Below are 19,883 nucleotides of genomic sequence, written 5' to 3' on the forward strand. Positions count from 1 at the left end.
GATGGTTTAATAACCCCATCATTTTTTAACTTACACAGTTAGTGAGACACTACCAAAGAGTTCAATATTATTGACACTCTTTTTTTATACATATCGATTTGATATTAATTATGTCTATCGTGTTTATAATGTCTATCATGCCTGCTATTGTTTTCATGTCTGTCATAGTTGTGATTATTATTTTTTTGATGATGTTTATTATTATAGCCAAAGTGTTTATTTTCATATCTAGGTTTGTAACACGTTTGTGGTGCTCCATAATAACCTTTGTGATATCTAACTTTATGTTTATCATAATGAACATAAGGCGTTCTGCCGTGATAATCATTTAGAACTACTTTATAACCATTGTATAAATCATAATTTCTGTAATGAGCTGGTAATCGATTTGACCTTACCCATGTCCCTCCTCCAAAATAAATAAACTGAGATGCTCTTACATCATAATAAGATTGAATATCAGGTAAATAATAATATTCAGTATTTGTATAACCAGCAGGTCCCCAATCAGGAGTTGTCCCGATATTAATATTTAAAGATACCTGAGCTTGCGTAGCATTTGCAATTAAAAGAAATAATCCAAGAATTGCTATTTTAATTGTTTTCATTTTTATTGTTTTTTATGTTACTTATTTTGGTTTATCCATATATTATGCCAAAACTTAAAACTATAAACTGAAAACATTGCTATTTTTTTATGAATAAAGAGATATAAATATAAAACAGCTGATTATCAGCGATTTTATTAAATAAAAAAATGTTTGAAGCGTGATATTTTTTCCTATCTATATTCAACCATCCTTGGTTTAGCCAACTCAAAGCTTTGTAAACCAAAATCAGTAGTTTGGAAAGTATTAGTTTTAAAGATATTATCGCCCTGAAAAGGTATGGTTGGATAGTATGAAATAGAAAGCTGGAAAGAACTAAATACTAAATAGTCGTTACTTATTAAAACCCCTAGACTTAATTTTGAATAATATTTGTTTTGCAAGAGTCCGGAATTACTTGTTCCTAAAACGGCAATAGAATAATTAAGGTAGGGATTCATCCTAAACCCCAGAATTTCTTTTGGTGCATACGTTTGGGTCTGCAAAGTTAAAACCATTTTACTTTTTCCATATGCGGGAGCATTAAATCCGTATATTCCATAGTTTTCATTAATAGTAAGCTGATCTCCAATAGAGTTTTGACGATTTATTCCAACTATTACTTCAGGTTTAATGAACTGTCTTATTTTCCAATTTCCAATTTCCAATAATTTTGTAAAATAATTAGCCTCAAAAGAAATAGAAGTTTGATAAGTTTTGGATTCATCAAAAAAACTTCCTATCTCAAAATTAGTACTAAGAAATCCCCATTTGTAATAATCTCCAAATGAAGCCTGAGCGCCTAAATAGGGTCTCCATGTTTGATTTTTATGTTGATAGCCAAAAGTAATTCCGAATATTCTTCCAATAGGAATATCTTCAGTATTACCATTTCTGAATATATAATTATCTTTTACGAATTCACGCGTGTTAATTCCAATACCCATCAAATATTGCTTTTCATCAGAAAAAAAATTAATAGTATCAAATTCTGTAAATGGTTTTTCAGTATAATCTATATTCAAAAATCGTCCGGACAATATGATATTTGTAGTTCTATCCTTTTTTTTGGGAGTTGATGTTGTAATATTAAATGCTTTTCCAATCCAGTAATCCTGTGTATTGCTTTTAAAGTTCTGAAACTCATAATGCAAATCGGCAGCTTGTAAACTATCTTTCCTGAAGTTCTGTATTAATGATACTCCACCTGCCCATTTTGTTAATGGTGAATAAAATGGTCGCTCTATGCTAATACCTTTATTATAGTTTTTATCCAAATCAGTATAATAATTCATTTTGGAGTTTATAAAAGTATTGTTAATATTCGGTATGGTATACGTCATATCGTGGCCATTTCGTCCATCTTCAAATCTATTAGTAAACCGATATTCTAATTGCTGTCCCGTTCCAAGTATATTTCGATCATTAAACCCTACTCTTATTTTTGAACTTGACATTGAAAATTTAGGAAGTAAGCTCCATGAATCGAGAACCCTAATTGTAACATCTACGGAATCATTTGATGTGCCTACTAATTTTTCAGTAATATCTACTCTGTTTACATACCGCTGTGATCTTATAATACGTTCTGACTCGCTAATTTTAAAAGTATTATAAGGAGTGTTCTTTTTAAAAAGCAATAAATTTTTAATAGCAAATTTTTTGGTTTTAAGATGAAGCCTGTTTCCCGTTCTTTCCCCCCAATTGTTAGGCACCATCGTAGAATCAGTATCAGAATTGCCAAAAGGATCTAAAGTAATAATTCTAATATTCCTTATAATTTTTCCCTCTGCTTTTTTAACCTGCTTTGTTTCTACCAGAGTTATGTCTTTCTTTTTTATTTTAGTAGGTCTGAAAATTATCTTATTCAGAAAGGTTGTAAATTTATTTTTTTTAGAAAATTTTTTGAGTTTCGAATATCTTTCTGTAGTATCTTTTATAGTTTTAATTTCCTGCGAAAATGTGCTTTGAGAACCAATGCAAAAGAGGATGATTACAACTATTTTTAGTTTTCGAAACATTCGAATATTTTTTGCTTCTTAATTTTATATGAATATGTATACTATACAAGAAAGTATTAAAAGGAATACAGACATTTTTAATTCTCCGTTTTTACCTTACGAATTCTCCAGGTGAATTTTTTGGGCATATGATTGCCCATAACATAGCCCCAAGGTTCTAGAGATTCAATTCTATCAAAGATAATTTTGAGCATTGCCAATAAAGGTATGGCCAAAAACATTCCTGAAATTCCTGCAATCGCTCCACCAATAATAATTCCAATTATGGAAACAAGTGCATTAATTTCAACCTTTGAATTAATTATTAAAGGAACAAGTACGTTATTATCAATTAGTTGGACTATGATATTTACGACTAAAATACTAACTACCATAGATACCTCAGGTGTTCCTGTCAGCGATGATAGGATAGTTAAGATACCTGCAATCATAATTCCGATGTAAGGAATCATATTTAAAATCCCTGTAACAAGACCTAACAAAATAAAATATTTCGCACCAATAATCCATAAACCTAAACCTGTAAGTATGGAAACAACAAACATTTCAAAAATAAGTCCCAAAATGTAGTTATTGATTGAAATTTTTATTTGCGTAATAATATCTTTTAATTTAGCATGATCATCTTTATCAAATAATTTAGCTAAAAAAAGAATAAAGTGAGTTTTATACAAAAGAAACAAAAATGTAAAAACTACAACAAGCATACTATTCAACAATACATCACTAACAGACCCTATTGCTGTACCTATAGTTTCAGATCCATTTTGAACAGTGTCACTGGTTACTTTTTGAATATATTTTTTTTGTTCCCATATGCTTATTTGAAATTTTTCATTAATAAAGGACTGGGTATTATTAAAAAATGAAATTGCATTCTTTTTAATGATGTCAAAATCATTTGCAATGTCAGTAACCTGATAAGAAATGAATACTAAAATAGCAGCAATACAAAGAACAAAAATTATAACAGTTATAAAAGAAGCAAGATAAGTAGGGAAATGTAATTTTACTGAAAAAAAACTATGCAACGGCAGGAGCAAAACAGTAAATAAAAAAGCCAGTAATACAGGTGTAATCACATCACTTCCAATGTAGGATAAGCCACCAATACAAATTAAAATTAATAATATACAGGTAAATTTTACGTAAAACGGCAATTTTATAGTTTCTGTCATATTCGGATTTTTATGAAGTTAAATAGGTACAACAAAATTGATATATAAATCAAATTGTAGTGTTGTAATTTTTCTTCATTAGTTTATAAAATTCCCATTACAATTAATCAACAAATTCCTTTTCTTCCTGATGGTATATTGGTAGTATTGAAATTCCTTTTTGTAATAAAAGATTGTTTGGATAAATAATTCTTTCTCCCTCCTTGGTTCTTAAATTCACATGAAAAGCACTTATGTCTTCGATTTCTGCTTCAATTGGGAAATCTTTATCATGAATTTTTATAGTATCACCAATTCTAAATGGAAAAGAAAAAAATAAAATCATACCCGAAGTGACATTGCTCAAAATGGACCATTGTGCAAACATTGCGACACCAATAACAGTAGTTATAGAAGAAACGGTTATAAAAATATCTTTTGTTTCTACTCCCCAAATTACAATAAGGCTAATAATAAACAATGTATTCATCAAAAGATGAACATATTTAATTACCAAATTGGTTCGATGCTCAAATAAATGAGTAGTTTTAGCATAATTGCGAATTAATTTTGCAATAATAATCCTTAATGAAATTAAAGCTAATATTAGAATTCCCGTTGCAAATATTTCCTGACTATATTCTTTCAAAGAAAACATAAATTATTTTTTACACTAATGTACTTAAATATTCGTAAACTTTGGCTGTTGGCAGTCCCATAACATTGGTATACGAGCCTTCTACTTTTGCTACAGCCATAAAGCCTAACCATTCCTGAATTCCATAAGCACCAGCTTTATCATAAGGCTGGTGTTTTTTTATATAATACAATATATCCTCATCAGATATGGTATTAAATGTAACTTTTGTGATATCATGCAAAAGTGTCAAATGTTTATCCGTTTTAAAGCAGACAGACGTGATAACTTCATGTGTAGTATTGGACAGCGATTTTATCATAATAAAAGCATCTTCAGCATGTTTTGGTTTGCCTAATGCTTTATTTTGATGCCATACAATAGTATCGCTGGTTATCAGAATGTCATTTGGTTTTAGTTCACCATGAAATGCATTTGCTTTTAGTTCTGCCAAAAAATTTGTTATTTCAACAGCTTGTAATGCTGAGGGATAAAGTTCCTCAATATCCTTTAATCGAATTTCAAAATCGAGATCCAGATCCTTAAAAAATTGCTGTCTGCGAGGCGAACCTGAAGCCAGAATTAAGTTATACTTTTTTAATTTTTCTCTAAGCATTGTAGCGAATATTGAAAGTAATAATTGCGATTGATAATATTCCAAATAAAAGTACGAGCTTCAAAACACTACTTAAATGATGAAAGTCTTTTTGGGATTTTGCATTCAGAAGTTTTATTACAAAATAAATTAAAGGAGCTAATACAAATGCGAGAGCATATAAAGTAACAATGTATAAATTATTTTCTATAAAGTATTTTTTAATGTAGATGAGTAATAAAATGATGGGTATCAGGGTAATTACTAAAATTATTTTGGCTGTTCTGCTTGTTCCGATTGCAATAGGCAAGGTATTCATTCCCTGATTATAATCTCCATTTACATCTTCAATGTCCTTAACTATTTCACGAATAAGATTAATCATAAAAGCAAATATGGCATAATCTGTCAGGATAGAAAAAAAGCTTGCCATTTGTGCCCGGTTTTCTGCTATTGTTGCCGGAAAAATATCAAAAAAACCAATAATTATAATACTCATAGCTAAAGTAAAAGCTACAGCAATATTACCCAAAACCATAATTTGTTTTAATGTAGTACTGTAAAAATAAAGCAACGAAGCGATTAAAATAAAAATGGTAGCAAATCCGGGTCTCTGAATTACATTTGAGAGATAAAAACCAATTGCTACTCCTGTAATATTAAGGAATATGTAGATATTATAACCCATTGTTTCAGAAATTCCCCTGCCAATAACAACATCATCTGGTTTATTGATTGTATCGGTCACAACATCAAAAACATTATTAATCACATAGCCGGCTGCTGCTATTAAAATGGTGCTTAAAACCAATAAACCATATTGCCAATCTGTTAAGGCTAAAGGTATATTTTGTTGCTTTAAAAATGCATATCGAAATAAAACCTGCATGAACGCAAGCATTAGAAGGTTTTGATACCGAATAAGTTTAAGGTATTTCATTTTTTTGTTTCTTAGTTAATGACTTAAATTAACAATTATTTAGTCGTGTTTGCCATTAAAGTATTCCATCCATTTCCCCTGTACTTTCATAACCTGCTCAATAACATCACGTGCTGCGCCTCTTCCACCTTTTACATGCGAAATATAGCGGGAGATATTTTTTATTTCCGGACTGGCATCCTGTGGGCAGGTTGGCAATCCTACCAGCTTCATTACATGAAAATCAGGAATATCATCACCCATGTATAAAACATTTTCTGGATTTATGCTGTAAGTATCGGTATATTCTTTAAAAGTTGCTACTTTATCAGGAGTGCCTAAATGTATATCTGTAATTCCTAAATTGCGTAATCTGATACGCACACCTTCGTTGCTTCCACCAGAAATAACACAAACATGATAGCCGCTTTCTACAGCTGCTTTCAAGGCAAAGCCATCCCGAATATTCATAGTGCGAAGTATTTCGCCATCGGAGGTAACAAAAACAGAACTATCTGTAAGTACGCCGTCAACATCAAAAATAAATGTTGTGATATCATTCATTATTTCCTTATAACTTTTTGCCATTATTCTGAATAGATTGTGTTAGTATTTTATAAATATTTTTTTGATTGTCATTTGTTATAAATGCTAAATGTGCTTCAATTGTACCTATATCATTACGCTTCGCCGGACCTGTTTGGGCTTCATTAGGATTTAGTGTTTTTATTTTATCAGCAGTTTCCTGAATGAGTGGTTTTAAAATTTCAAATGGCACCTGATGTTCGTTGCAGATTTCATGTCCAATCTGGTATAAATGATTGGTGAAATTGCTAACAAAAACAGCAGAAACATGTAATGCTTTTCTTTGTTTCGAACTAATTTCAAAAACTTCATTTGAAATACTACTCGCTACAATTTCAAGGATATTGTAATCATCCTTATTTTCAGCTTCCAGACAAATTGGAACTACTGAAAAATCAACAGCTTTATTTTTGGAGAAAGTCTGCAAAGGATAAAAAACTCCTTTTCTATTTTTATTATCTAAAGTATCAATTGAAGATGTTCCAGAAGTATGAACTACCAATTTATCACGAAACGGTATTTGTTTAGAAACATCGTTTATGGCATCATCTGTTACTGCAATAATATACAAATCAGCTTCTTTCAGATTGGCAAAATCAGTTGTAATTTTATTCGAATCCAAAAGATTTTCCAAGGTTTCTTTTTTTCTCGAAAATACTTCCGTCAATTCAATAAACGCACTTTTTTCGAAAGCTTTTATTAAATGCTGGGCAACATTTCCGGAACCAATTAGCGTTATTTTAATCATAAGGCAAAATTAACATTATTTTTTTAAGACACCTGATTTTCACAAAACTTATAATTTAGAAATGATTGATTCTCCAAAAGCATTTCTATTCATTATTACAAGGTATTTTTGGTTTTAATTAACAAATTGCAAATATAGGAACTCAACATTTTTAAGTACTTTTGTGCCACTTTTACACAATGTAATTCCTCAAAAATGGATAAAAAAATATTCTCTTTTTTGTTTTCTACCCGATTAATGGCGATTCTTTTTTTAACATTTGCAATTGCAATGGGCGTGGGCACTTTTATAGAAAGCAAATACAACACAGATACTTCCCGAATTTTAGTTTATAACACTTGGTGGTTTGAGGCTATAATGGTGTTTTTTATGATAAATTTCCTTGGAAATATTAAACGTTATCAGCTACTAAAAAAAGAGAAATGGGCAACCTTGATTCTTCATCTTGCTTTTATTTTTATTCTGTTAGGCGCTTTTATAACACGTTACATTAGTTATGAAGGTGTAATGCCAATCAGGGAAGGTGCGGCAGAAAATCAAATTTATTCAGAAAAAACATTCCTAACCATTTTTGCTGATGGAGAATATAAAGGCGAAATGAAACGAAGGGTTTTCGAAAAAAGTCTATTGTTATCACCAGTTACCAATAATTATTTTACCAAATCAGGTAAATTTGATCAGACTCCTTTCGAGGTTTCTTACTCTAATTATATCATGGGTGCCAAAGAAACGGTAAAACCGGATCCCAAAGGAATATTATATTTGAAATTAGTTGAAGCAGGAGAGGGCGGGCGTGAAGAGCATTTTATTAAAGAAGGCGAAGTTCAAAATATTCATAATGTTCTGTTTGCTTTGAATAAACCTACAGCTGGTGCGATCAACATTAATACAACAGGAGAAAAATACACTATTCAAACACCGTTTGAAGGAACCTATATGCGAATGGCTGATAAGTTTCAGGGATCACTAACCAAAGATAATGTCCAGCCATTAATGATGCGTTCCCTGTATAGTATTGGAGATATTAGAATTGTATTTCCTGATCCTGCAATCAAAGGAATAATTACTTACGAGTCTAATAAGGACTTTAAAGCAAAATCACATAACGATGCCTTAATTGTAAAACTTACCGCAGAAGGACAGGAAAAAGAAGTAACCCTCTTAGGGTCTAAAGGAAAAATTGGGGAACCAAAATCAGTTAAAATAGGTAATATTGATTATACTTTGTTCTATGGAAGTAAAGCTTACATATTGCCATTTAAAATAAAACTTAACGATTTTATTGCTACAAAATATCCCGGAACTGAAAAAAGCTATTCGGCGTTTGAAAGTAAGGTGACAGTTCAGGATTCTGCAGAAACTTTTAATGCCGATATTTATATGAACCATGTTTTGGACCATAAAGGATATCGCTTTTTTCAATCTTCATTTGATCCGGACGAAAAAGGAACGGTATTATCTGTAAACCATGATTTTTGGGGAACATCAATTACTTATTTGGGATATTTTATGTTGTTTTTTGGACTAATGGCAATTATGTTTACCAAACATTCGCGTTTTGCTGATTTGAAGCGAAAGCTGGATGTAGTAAAAAAGAAAAAAGAAAAGCTAATCACAATCCTGGTTTTGATGCTAAGCTTTACTGGTTTTGCTCAGGCGCCTCATGTTCATGAACATAACCACAAAAATACTGAAGATCCAAATGATCATGCCAATCACGTAACAGCTGCTCCTAGTAAAAAACAAATAGATTCTTTATTGACAATTTATAAAGCTCCTGAAGAACATGCGGCCAAATTTGGACGCTTGATTATTCAGGATGCAGGAGGCAGAATGAAACCTGTTAACACTTTTTCATCTGAATTACTGCGAAAAGTAAGCCATAGCGATACGTATAACGGAATGAATTCTGATCAGGCTTTCTTATCCATAACACAATATGCGCAAGTCTGGATACAAGTTCCAATAATCTATTTGCGATCAGGAAACGACAGCATTCGTAAAATTATTGGAGTAGAAAAAGATGCTGAACATGCGCCTTTTGTAAAGTTTTTTGATGCTAATGGGAATTACAAGCTCTCTTCTTATCTGGAAACCGCTTATAAATCTGCAAATCCAAACCAGTTTGAAAAAGATTTTATCGAGACAGATAAAAAAGTAAATTTGATGGAATCGGCATTGAGCGGAAGTATTCTCAAAATTTTTCCAATTCCAAATGATCCTAATAATAAATGGATTTCTTATCTGGAAATTGGTCAGTCCGGTTTAAAAGGTATGGACGCTACTTATACAAAGCAAATTCTTCCTTTATATTTCAGGGCTTTAAATAATGGTTCTGTTTCAAAAGATTTTAAAACTGCTGATGAACTGGTAGAAAGTATCAATGGTTTCCAAAAGAAATTTGGAAGCAAAGTTCGTCCGAGCGAAGAAAAAATTGATGCTGAGATTGCGTATAATAAATATGATGTATTCAAGAAATTGCCTTACTGGTACATTACAGCTTCTATTTTTATGTTGATTTTTACGATTGTAAACATCTTCTTTGAAAAGAAATTGCTTCGAATAACTATTAATGGCTTTCATGTTATTATCGGAATTTTATTCGGATTGCATACACTTGGCTTAATTGCCCGTTGGTACATTTCAGGTCATGCACCCTGGAGTAATGCTTACGAATCAATTATTTATGTAGCATGGGCAACCATGTTCTTCGGATTAGCTTTCGACAGAAAATCAAAACTTACCGTTGCTTCTTCTGCATTTGTTACCGCTATGATTTTAATGGCGGCTTACATGAACTGGATTGATCCCGAAATAGCAAATCTGCAGCCCGTATTAAACTCATATTGGTTAATGATTCACGTAGCAGTTATCGTAGCAAGTTACGGACCTTTTGCTCTCGGAATGATATTAGGATTTGTAGCTCTGCTGTTAATTTTTTTTACCAATAAGAACAACAAGGCAAAAATAAGCTTAAGCCTAAAAGAAATAACCTATATCAACGAAATGTCACTAACTATTGGTCTTGTCATGTTAACCATCGGGAACTTTCTGGGTGGACAATGGGCCAATGAAAGCTGGGGTCGTTACTGGGGGTGGGACCCAAAAGAAACCTGGGCCTTAATTAGTATCATGATATATGCTTTCGTGATCCACGCTCGTTTCGTTCCTGCACTTCGTAGCAAATGGTTCTTCAATGTAATGAGTATGTTTGCTTTTATCTCGATTTTATTTACGTATTACGGTGTAAATTTTCACTTAGTAGGTTTGCATTCCTACGCAAGCGGCGAAGCACATTCACTCAACTGGATATGGTATTCAATGGGAACTATAGCCTTAATTGGTGCCGTAACGTATCCGTCGTATAGAAAACATTATAAAAAATAAAATAATTATTAATTCACACAAAAAAGGTTTAGCTGTTAAAAGTTGAACCTTTTTTTATTGGAATAATTCGAGGAGCTTTTTCCTGCTGTCCGCTATATCTTTTATGCCGAACCCCGGCACAAAAGGATGCCGCTTCCATCAGGGCTAGGGCTTTAGAGTTAATAAGAATTACTTTTCTGTTTAAATCTATATATTAAAAGTTAATCTTAGAAACTTAATTCTAAGAATAAAAATAGGGATAGCTAAAAACTATCCCTATTGCTATATTTTGTTGAATTATTTTTTAATGATTTCCTCTAAAACTGCTTTCTTTTCGTAATTCATTACTTTCAAAATGATTTCCTGATTTTTAGCTGTTTTGCCTTCAATAACATATAGTTTCCCACTTTTGACAGTAATATTACTTTTATCAAAGTCAACATCCCCATACGTTAATGTATTTTTGATATCTGTAGTATCAACCCATTTTTCATTTAATGTCTTAATTGCTTTATCAGAATACTGAAAAGGTTTTGTTCTTAAGTTATTCAAAACACGGGCATTCGGAAAGTAATTGCATCGGGTATCTTTTCCACTAAAAACAAGCGCTACAAAAAAGCATCCCATAACTAAACCAATCAAATAATAAGCAAAACGATGTACGAACTTCATGAAATAAATTTTTTGCAAAGGTAAGCGAAAGTTACTTTAGAAAACAAGTAAATTGATGTCGTTATCAGGTAAATCAAACCATTCTGCAATGGCTTTGTTGGTTAATATTCCATGATAAAGATATATTCCGTTTTTTAAGCCTTTATTGCATCTTATGGCACTTTCCAATCCTCCATCTTCTGCAATCTGCAAAAGATAGGGCGTAATAATGTTGCTAATAGAAAGGGAAGCCGTTTTAGAATATCTCGATGGAATATTGGGTACACAATAATGTAAAACATTGCTTTTTATAAAAGTAGGTTTTTCATGCGTTGTTACTTCAGAAGTTTCAAAGCATCCTCCTGTATCAATGCTTACATCAACAATAACAGCACCTTTTTTCATGTGTTCCACCATAGTTTCAGTCACCACAATCGGACAGCGCTCTTTGCCTCTCATTGCACCAATAGCCACATCACAACGTCTTAAGGCTTTCAGTAATGCTTTTTGTTGAATAGTAGAAGTAAAAATGCGTTGATTCAGGTTATTTTGTAAACGACGTAATTTGGTAATTGAATTATCAAATACTTTTACATTGGCACCCAAACCAATTGCTGTTTTTGCAGCAAATTCGCCGACAGTTCCTGCACCTAAAATAACAACTTCAGTAGGAGGGACTCCAGTAATATTTCCAAATAACAAACCTTTACCAAATTCATTTGTGATCATCAATTCTGCGGCAACAAGAATGGAAGCTGTTCCAGCAATTTCACTTAGGGATTTTACAGCAGGATACGATCCGTCTTCATCCTTAATATATTCAAATGCAAGTGCTGTAATTTTTTTTTGTGTCAAGGCTTCAAAATAAGCTTTCTTTTTAGTCTTAAGCTGAATGGCCGAAATGATAATCGTTTCAGGATTAATCATTTTAATTTCTGCCAAAGTAGGAGGTTCAACTTTTAACAACATCGGACAGCCAAAAACTTTCTGGGTATCTTTTGTTACCTCGGCACCAGCGTCACTATATTCCTTATCCGAATAGCTAGAACTTTCTCCTGCACCGGATTCTATCATAACGCGATGTCCGGCATATGTCAACGAATTAACAGCATCCGGTGTCAAACAAATACGGCGTTCCTGATAACTTGTTTCTTTAGGAATTCCTATGAAAAGTTCTCTTTTATGTCGGCCAACTTCAAGTTTTTCTTCTTGTGGTAAAAGTTGTTGTTTCGTAAATGGAGTTAAGGTTATAGACATAAGTTAAGCAAAAAATTAAGAGTACAAATTACGTAAAAAGTTTTAAAATTAGTGCAAAATTCGGCCAATACTGAATTCCTGTAATTAAGGCATTATCTTTTCCATTTTAATATTCGCTCTTTCATAGAGTCCATCTTCAAGAAGAATTTCAGTGAAACCAAATTTGGTATATAAATGAATAGCCGATAATAAAATTCTATTCGAATATAAAACTAATTTTTTGATGTTATTTTGTTTGGCTACATCGAAAGTATGTAAAAGTAATTTATTCCCTATTCCTAAACCCTGAGCTTTATCTGAAACCGCCATTTTACTCAATTCAAAAGTGGTTTCGTCTACTTTCATTAAGGAAACTGTTCCTAAAATTTCATTATTATATCTGGCATAAAATATCATTCCACCCTTATCTATAATTTCCTCCTGTGGATTTGAAAGCATTAATTGATCTTTCTCTTCAATTTTAAAATATTGGGTAAGCCACTCCAGATTTAAGGTCTTGATGTGCTCTTTTAGATCTTGTGAAAACGGAATAATTTCAATGTGATTTTCTGTATTCATTGGTTTAAATTAGTTCAAGCTTTCTTTTTCCATCTGCCAATAACTCAATTGTCACCACAGAATGTTCCTCAGGTATTAAGCTGGAAATTTTTTCAGACCACTCAATAAAACACCAGTTCCCAGAATATAAATAATCATCAAGACCCATATCCAGTGCTTCACTTTCTTTATTTATCCTGTAGAAATCAAAATGATAAACATGTTGATTATCAAAATTTTGATATTCATTAACTAAAGAAAAAGTGGGGCTGCTGGTAGCGTCTTTAACGCCTAAACTTTTGCACAATTGCTTGATGAGCGTTGTTTTTCCAACTCCCATTTCTCCATTAAAAAGAATAATTTTTCTTGGATTTTGAGCAATAATTTGTTCTGCTGCATCTTGAATCTGATCTAATGAAAAAACGATATTCATTTGTTTGTATTTCTTGATTTAAAGAATTAGCCCCCAAACAAAATTAAATAGGGGACTGAAGTTTATTTTATTTTGGATTAAATACCAGAAAAGGAATAATCATTTCCTCTAATGAAATTCCACCATGCTGATACGTATTTTTGTAATAACTTACATAATGATTATAATTGTTTACGTAAGCCAAAAACAAATCATTTTTTGCAAAAATAAACGAACTGCTCATATTTATAGCTGGCAGACCAATTTTTTTAGGTTCTTTTACGACATAAACATCTTTTTGCTCGTAGGTTAAGCTACGACCTGTTTTATAACGCAAATTAAGACTTGTGTTTTTGTCTCCAACAACTTTCGATGGGTTTTTTACATTAATGGTTCCGTGATCTGTAGTAAGTATCAATTTGAAACCTAACAGTTGTGCCTGTTGAATGATTTCTAAAAGTGGAGAATTTTTAAACCAGCTCAGTGTCAACGAACGATAAGCTTTATCATCAGAAGCCAGTTCTTTGACAACTTCCATTTCAGTTTTGGCATGTGACAGCATATCCACAAAATTGTAAACAACCGTTACAAGATCATTACCTTTTAATGCCTTGAAGTTTTCTGACAGTTTTTTTCCGCTTGCATAATTGGTGATTTTAAAATAATCTTCCTTGATATCCAATCCCAGACGTTTCAATTGAGCAGAAAGAAATTCGGCTTCAAAAAGGTTTTTACCACCATCTTCTACATCATTTTTCCAATAATCAGGAAACTGCTTTTCCATTTCTGTAGGGAGCAAGCCTGAAAAAATCGCATTTCTTGCATATTGAGTTGCTGTTGGAAGTATGGAGAAATAAGGAACTTCTTTTTCTAATTTATAATAATTGGATACAACGGTTTCAAAGGATTTCCATTGATCATAACGTAAATTATCAATGACAACAAACAAAATTGGCTTGTCTTTCTTTTTAATCTCCGGGACTACCAATTCTTTAAACAAAGTATGGGATTGAATCGGTTTATCGGCTTTTGGAGAAAACCAGTCTTCATAATTTCTTTCAATGTATTTTCCGAACTGCGAATTGGCTTCGACTTTTTGTGATTCCAGGATTTCGACCATTCCCTGATCATTGATATTTTCAAGTTCTAACTCCCAGAAAATTAATTTTTTGTATAATTCAATCCAATCTTCAAAAGAATTGACCATGGCCAATTCCATTGAAATTTTTCTGAATTCTTTTTGGTAGTCTAAAGTTGTTTTCTCAGAAATTAATCTCGAATGATCTAAATTTTTCTTTAGGCTTAACAGAATTTGATTTGGATTTACGGGTTTTATCAGGTAATCGGCAATTTTAGAACCAATTGCTTCTTCCATAATATATTCCTCTTCACTTTTGGTAATCATAATCATAGGAATAGCTGATTTTTTTTCTTTCATTTCTGAAAGTGTTTCCAAACCGCTCATTCCCGGCATATTTTCATCTAAAAAAACAATATCAAAATTATTTTCTTCAAATAACCCTATTGCGTCTAATCCGTTATTGCAAGTAGTAACTGCGTAGTTTTTTTTCTCAAGAAATAATATATGTGGTTTCAAAAGATCGATTTCATCATCGACCCAAAGTATTTTTATCTTATCCATAATTGACTTTAATTTTAATGCAATTTAAAGTTCTAGAACTTAAAAAGTATTAAAAATAGTATAAAATTAAATTTTCGGATGTAATTATTTACGTAAAAAGATAAAGGAAAAAGGTGATAAAAATTTATAAAATGCGTATTTACAATTGACAAAATTGGTTAATTGTAATTGTAGTTTTTTATAGATTTTTCAAAAAATCAGCCATGAATAGTTTCTCCTTTTCCGTAATTGGTAATAATTGATTCTTCAAATTCCAGCCATTCTCTCCAGCGTTTCTCAACATCAATCCCAACTCCGTATTTACGGGCATACGTAATGAAAGTAGTGTAATGTCCGGCTTCGCTTTCCATCAATTCCCTGTAAAAAAGCGACAGTTCTTCATCCTGAATATTTTCAGATAGCACTTTAAAACGCTCACAGCTTCTGGCTTCAATCATAGCGGAGAATAATAATCTTTCCACTAAACCCGAAACACGGCTTCCATCACCGCTTTTTTTCATGTACATATACAATTCATTAACATAATCGTCCTTGCGTTCGCGTCCTAATTTTAATCCTCTTTTGATGATAATATTATGAACCTGTTCAAAATGATCGATTTCTTCTTTTGCCAGAGCCAATAAATCTTTTACCAAATCCTGATGTTCAGAATTATTGGTTATAATGGTAATCGCATTTGTTGCGGCTTTTTGTTCGCACCACGCATGATCAGTAAGAATTTCTTCAATATTTTTCTCTACAATATTAACCCATCTTGGGTCTGTTGGTAATTGTAATCGTAATACGCCCATTTTTTAAGTCTTAAAGTTAGAAAGTCATAAAGTTGTAAAGTCAAAAAAAGTCGAAAATCAAAAATAAAATAGAAATTAATATTCCATTTCAAGACTTTTGACCTTCGACTTTAAGATTTTATGATTATTTTTAGTATACGAAAATTGGTCTTTCGCTCATCATTTCATCCACTTCATTAGCTACTTCTTCGATAACAGTTTCATTTGTATGATCTGACAATACTCTGTCAATTAATGCTACGATAGTTTCCATATCTTCTTCAACTAAACCACGAGTAGTAATAGCAGCTGTTCCAACACGAATTCCTGAAGTTACAAATGGTGATTTATCATCAAATGGAACCATGTTTTTATTAACTGTAATTTCAGCTTTTACTAATGCATTTTCTGCCTCTTTTCCTGAAATATTTTTATTTCTTAAATCAATTAACATCATGTGATTGTCAGTCCCTCCAGAAATAATGTTATATCCTCTTTTTACAAAAGCGTCAGCCATAGCGTTGGCATTTTTTTGTAGTTGCATGGCATAAGTAAAAAACTCATCTTTTAAAGCTTCACCGAAAGCAACCGCTTTAGCAGCGATAATATGCATTAAAGGGCCGCCTTGATTTCCCGGAAAAACAGCTAAATCTAATAAATTAGACATCATCCTGATTTCTCCTTTTGGAGTAGTTAGGCCCATCGGATTTGGAAAATCCTTTCCCATTAAAATCAAACCTCCGCGCGGTCCGCGTAATGTTTTGTGAGTTGTGGTAGAAACGATATGACAATGCGGAATTGGATCATTCAATAATCCTTTTGCAATAAGACCTGCAGGATGGGAAATGTCAGCAAATAAAATAGCTCCAACACTATCCGCAATTACTCTGAAACGTGCAAAATCCATATCACGTGAATAAGCAGAAGCTCCTGCGATGATTAATTTTGGCTGTTCTTTAGTTGCAATTTCCTGAATTTTATCATAATCTAATCGTCCGGTTTCTTTATCTACACCGTAAAAAACAGGATTGTAAATACGTCCTGAAAAGTTTACAGGAGAACCGTGAGTTAAGTGACCACCATGCGATAAATCGAATCCTAATATTTTGTCTCCAGGCTGTAAACAAGCATGAAAGACAGAGGCATTTGCCTGAGAACCAGAGTGAGGCTGCACATTTGCATATTCAGCGCCAAATAATTCTTTTGCTCTGTCAATTGCAATTTGCTCAATAACGTCAACTACTTCGCAACCGCCGTAGTATCTTTTGCCAGGATATCCCTCAGCATATTTATTAGTTAAAACAGATCCTGCTGCTTCCATTACTTCATCACTTACGAAGTTTTCTGAAGCAATAAGTTCTAATCCGTGAATTTGTCTGTCTTGTTCCTCTAGTATAAGGTCAAAAATTTGTTCGTCGCGTTGCATTTTTTCGTTTTTCGTTAATTTCCTGCAAAAATACAAAAAAACGTTTGTGAAACTGTTAGATTATGATATATTTGACATAGAATTTTTCAACAAATAATTAACATTAACATGCCAATAACCGCCAACGATACCAAAAGAAAATCATGGTTAGAAGTACCAGAGAATAGTGATTTTCCTATTCAGAATATTCCTTTCGGTGTCTTTCTTACCAAAGAAAATGTCGTTACAGTAGGAACCAGAATTGGCGACTTTGCTATAGATTTAGGAGCTTTACAACAATTAAACTATTTTGAAGGAATAGATCTGACTGACGATATGTTCATGCAGGATACGCTTAATGATTTTATTTCTGACGGAAAAAAAACATGGCGTTTGGTTAGAAATCGTATTGCGGATATTTTTGATGCAAACAATCCACAACTTAGGGATTCAACAAAAGATCGTGAGATTGTTATTTTTGAAATAGATGACGTAGAGATGCAATTACCTGTTTTAATTGGTGATTATACCGACTTTTACTCCAGTAAGGAACATGCGACCAACGTAGGTAAAATGTTCCGTGATCCTGAAAATGCCTTATTACCAAACTGGCTGCACATTCCGGTAGGTTATCATGGAAGGAGTTCTACGATTGTTCCATCAGGAATTCCTGTACACCGACCAATGGGACAGACTTTGCCTGCTGGAGAAAAATATCCTGTATTCGGTCCGTCACGTTTAGTAGATTTTGAACTGGAAACGGCTTTTATAACTACCGATGTAAATGTAATGGGCGAAAATATCCCAACTTATGAAGCGGAAGATTATATTTTTGGAATGGTTTTATTGAATGACTGGAGTGCACGCGATATCCAGAAATGGGAATATGTACCACTTGGGCCATTTCTCGCTAAAAGCTTTGCCACTTCAATTTCTCCATGGATTGTAACTATGGATGCATTGGAGCCTTTTAGAGCTAAAGGACCTAAACAGGATCCCTCACCACTTCCTTATCTACAGACAAAAGGAAAAAAGACATTTGATATTAATTTAGAAGTTTCAATTAAACCTGAAGATCAGGAAGAAACCGTAATTTCCAAATCTAATTTTAAATATTTATACTGGTCAATGGCACAGCAATTGGCACATCATACCTCAAATGGGTGTCGCGTAAATTCTGGTGACATGATGGGTTCCGGAACCATTTCCGGACCAACTCCTGACAGTTATGGTTCTATGTTAGAATTGACTTGGGGAGGTCAGAAGCCAATACAATTACAGGGTGGGAGTGAACGTAAATTTATCGAAGATAATGATACTGTTATTTTTAGGGGTTTTTGTGAAAATGCAGAAGTTAGACTAGGTTTTGGAGAAGTTTGCAGCCAATTATTGCCTCCGTTTATTAGGCCATGAATAAAATACAAATGATGATATAAAAAAACTTGTTAAATTACTAACAAGTTTTTTTATATGAATTATTGTAAACCGAAATCCTAAAATTCTGGATTTAAAATTACAGCTTATGCTATATTTGAGTTTAAGCCGGAATCTGCTGACTCAGGCAATGTAAGGTTCCGAATCCCCAGATAAAATCGATACAGTTTATACCAATTACTTCTCTGTCAGGAAAGCATTCTGAGAGTATATTTAATGCTACACGATCATTAATGTCGTTAAACGTTGGAACTAAAACGCATTTGTTTAAAATTAAGAAATTAGCATAACTGGCAGGCAACCTTAAATCTTCAAAATCAACACGTTTAGGCATTGGCAATGCTACAATTGTCGGCGCTTTTCCATCTTCTAATTTTGAATTTTGCAAACGTTTCAAATTATCTTGTAAAGGTTTGTAGTTTGAATCGTTTTTGTCAGTCTCTACAATTGTCACAATCGTATCTTCATTTACAAATCGGCATAAATCATCGATATGACCATGAGTATCATCACCTTCAATTCCGTCTCCTAACCAGATTACATTGGTCACTCCAAGATATTCTTTAAAAACAGCTTCGTAATCTTCTTTAGTGAAATTTTTATTTCTCACCTGAATGGTTGGATGCATTAAACATTCTTCAGAAGTTAACAATGTTCCTTTTCCGTTTACATCAATTGCCCCACCTTCAACAATTACCGGTTTTCCTTTATACAGTACCTGCGTTAAGGGAACATTAATACAATCTGCTACTTTTCCAGGAACAAATTTATCCAGTTGATAGTTTTTATATTTTGCCCAGCCGTTAAAGTTAAAATTCAAAGCTTCTCTTTTAGAACCATTTTTTACAATGATAGGTCCCGAATCACGCATCCAGCTTCTGTTTGTTTTATGAATGATAAAACAAACATTACTCACATTTACACGAGCTCTTTCCAACATTTCTATAACTTTTTCTTTTAGTTTTTCATCGGCTACGACCAAAAAAACAGTTTCAAAGGTTGCTACTTTTTTAATAAATTCAACAAAAGCCCATTGGACTGCCTCATATTTTCCAGGCCAGTCGTTTCCATTGTGTGGAAAACACAATACGATTCCTTGCTGTTTTTCCCATTCTGCCGGAAATCTTCTATTATTTGTTGTCATAAAAAGTTTCTAAAAT

General features: G+C 32.6%; 18 protein-coding genes. 2 read left to right on the forward strand and 16 right to left on the reverse strand.

The window, feature by feature from the left end:
- Positions 1–104: 104 nt before the first annotated feature.
- From ABI657_RS08140 to ABI657_RS08175, 8 genes are all read right to left on the reverse strand, one after another.
- Entirely contained in the window at positions 105–608 is a 504-nt protein-coding gene (locus ABI657_RS08140) for a hypothetical protein (protein ID WP_348096749.1), read from the reverse strand.
- A gap of 173 nt (positions 609–781) precedes the next feature.
- On the reverse strand, positions 782–2,608 hold the full coding sequence (locus tag ABI657_RS08145) for a POTRA domain-containing protein (RefSeq protein WP_348096750.1): 1,827 nt from the start codon (positions 2,606–2,608) through the stop codon (positions 782–784).
- Between the two features lie 77 nt (positions 2,609–2,685).
- The gene (locus ABI657_RS08150; RefSeq protein WP_348096751.1) at positions 2,686–3,786 is read right to left on the reverse strand and encodes an AI-2E family transporter; all 1,101 of its coding nucleotides are present in this window, start codon (positions 3,784–3,786) and stop codon (positions 2,686–2,688) included.
- Positions 3,787–3,889: 103 nt separating this feature from the next.
- Positions 3,890–4,423, reverse strand: a complete 534-nt coding sequence (locus tag ABI657_RS08155) for a mechanosensitive ion channel domain-containing protein (protein ID WP_348096752.1) — start codon at positions 4,421–4,423, stop codon at positions 3,890–3,892.
- Between the two features lie 10 nt (positions 4,424–4,433).
- Positions 4,434–5,018: a Maf-like protein gene (locus tag ABI657_RS08160; protein WP_348096753.1), complete on the reverse strand. Its 585-nt coding sequence runs from the start codon at positions 5,016–5,018 to the stop codon at positions 4,434–4,436.
- Positions 5,011–5,937 (reverse strand): geranylgeranylglycerol-phosphate geranylgeranyltransferase, encoded by a 927-nt coding sequence (locus ABI657_RS08165; protein WP_348096754.1) that lies wholly within the window; start codon positions 5,935–5,937, stop codon positions 5,011–5,013. The genes ABI657_RS08160 and ABI657_RS08165 overlap by 8 nt, the downstream gene beginning before the upstream one ends.
- Before the next feature lie 39 nt (positions 5,938–5,976).
- Positions 5,977–6,504 carry an HAD-IIIA family hydrolase gene (locus ABI657_RS08170; protein ID WP_348096755.1) on the reverse strand — a complete coding sequence of 176 codons (528 nt, stop codon included), beginning with the start codon at positions 6,502–6,504 and terminating at the stop codon, positions 5,977–5,979.
- The gene (locus ABI657_RS08175) at positions 6,488–7,249 is read right to left on the reverse strand and encodes a Rossmann-like and DUF2520 domain-containing protein (RefSeq protein WP_348096756.1); all 762 of its coding nucleotides are present in this window, start codon (positions 7,247–7,249) and stop codon (positions 6,488–6,490) included. The genes ABI657_RS08170 and ABI657_RS08175 overlap by 17 nt, the downstream gene beginning before the upstream one ends.
- A gap of 195 nt (positions 7,250–7,444) precedes the next feature.
- On the opposite strand from ABI657_RS08175, the gene ccsA reads away from it, so the two are divergent.
- Complete coding sequence (gene ccsA / locus ABI657_RS08180; protein WP_348096757.1) at positions 7,445–10,636, forward strand: cytochrome c biogenesis protein CcsA; 3,192 nt, start codon at positions 7,445–7,447, stop codon at positions 10,634–10,636.
- Positions 10,637–10,912: 276 nt separating this feature from the next.
- Here ccsA and ABI657_RS08185 read toward each other — a convergent pair whose 3' ends face one another.
- The 7 genes from ABI657_RS08185 to glyA form a co-directional block, all read right to left on the reverse strand.
- Positions 10,913–11,287: a DUF4258 domain-containing protein gene (locus ABI657_RS08185; RefSeq protein ID WP_348096758.1), complete on the reverse strand. Its 375-nt coding sequence runs from the start codon at positions 11,285–11,287 to the stop codon at positions 10,913–10,915.
- A 36-nt stretch (positions 11,288–11,323) separates the two neighbouring features.
- Entirely contained in the window at positions 11,324–12,523 is a 1,200-nt protein-coding gene (locus tag ABI657_RS08190; protein ID WP_348096759.1) for an alanine dehydrogenase, read from the reverse strand.
- Between the two features lie 84 nt (positions 12,524–12,607).
- The gene (locus ABI657_RS08195; protein WP_348096760.1) at positions 12,608–13,081 is read right to left on the reverse strand and encodes a GNAT family N-acetyltransferase; all 474 of its coding nucleotides are present in this window, start codon (positions 13,079–13,081) and stop codon (positions 12,608–12,610) included.
- A 4-nt stretch (positions 13,082–13,085) separates the two neighbouring features.
- Complete coding sequence (gene tsaE / locus ABI657_RS08200; protein ID WP_348096761.1) at positions 13,086–13,493, reverse strand: tRNA (adenosine(37)-N6)-threonylcarbamoyltransferase complex ATPase subunit type 1 TsaE; 408 nt, start codon at positions 13,491–13,493, stop codon at positions 13,086–13,088.
- A gap of 67 nt (positions 13,494–13,560) precedes the next feature.
- A complete protein-coding gene (locus ABI657_RS08205; protein ID WP_348096762.1) occupies positions 13,561–15,114 on the reverse strand; it encodes a bifunctional response regulator/alkaline phosphatase family protein in 1,554 nt (517 codons plus the stop codon).
- A 197-nt stretch (positions 15,115–15,311) separates the two neighbouring features.
- Entirely contained in the window at positions 15,312–15,905 is a 594-nt protein-coding gene (locus tag ABI657_RS08210; RefSeq protein WP_348096763.1) for a tRNA-(ms[2]io[6]A)-hydroxylase, read from the reverse strand.
- Between the two features lie 130 nt (positions 15,906–16,035).
- Positions 16,036–17,310, reverse strand: coding sequence for a serine hydroxymethyltransferase (glyA, locus tag ABI657_RS08215; protein WP_348096764.1), 1,275 nt, complete (start codon positions 17,308–17,310; stop codon positions 16,036–16,038).
- A gap of 108 nt (positions 17,311–17,418) precedes the next feature.
- Between glyA and fahA the strand changes: the two genes are divergently transcribed.
- Positions 17,419–18,702 (forward strand): fumarylacetoacetase, encoded by a 1,284-nt coding sequence (gene fahA, locus ABI657_RS08220; RefSeq protein WP_348096765.1) that lies wholly within the window; start codon positions 17,419–17,421, stop codon positions 18,700–18,702.
- Positions 18,703–18,826: 124 nt separating this feature from the next.
- Here fahA and ABI657_RS08225 read toward each other — a convergent pair whose 3' ends face one another.
- A complete protein-coding gene (locus ABI657_RS08225) occupies positions 18,827–19,867 on the reverse strand; it encodes an agmatine deiminase family protein (protein ID WP_348096766.1) in 1,041 nt (346 codons plus the stop codon).
- Positions 19,868–19,883: the final 16 nt, after the last annotated feature.

The sequence above is a fragment of the Flavobacterium sp. genome (assembly GCF_039930565.1).
GTDB lineage: Bacteria > Bacteroidota > Bacteroidia > Flavobacteriales > Flavobacteriaceae > Flavobacterium.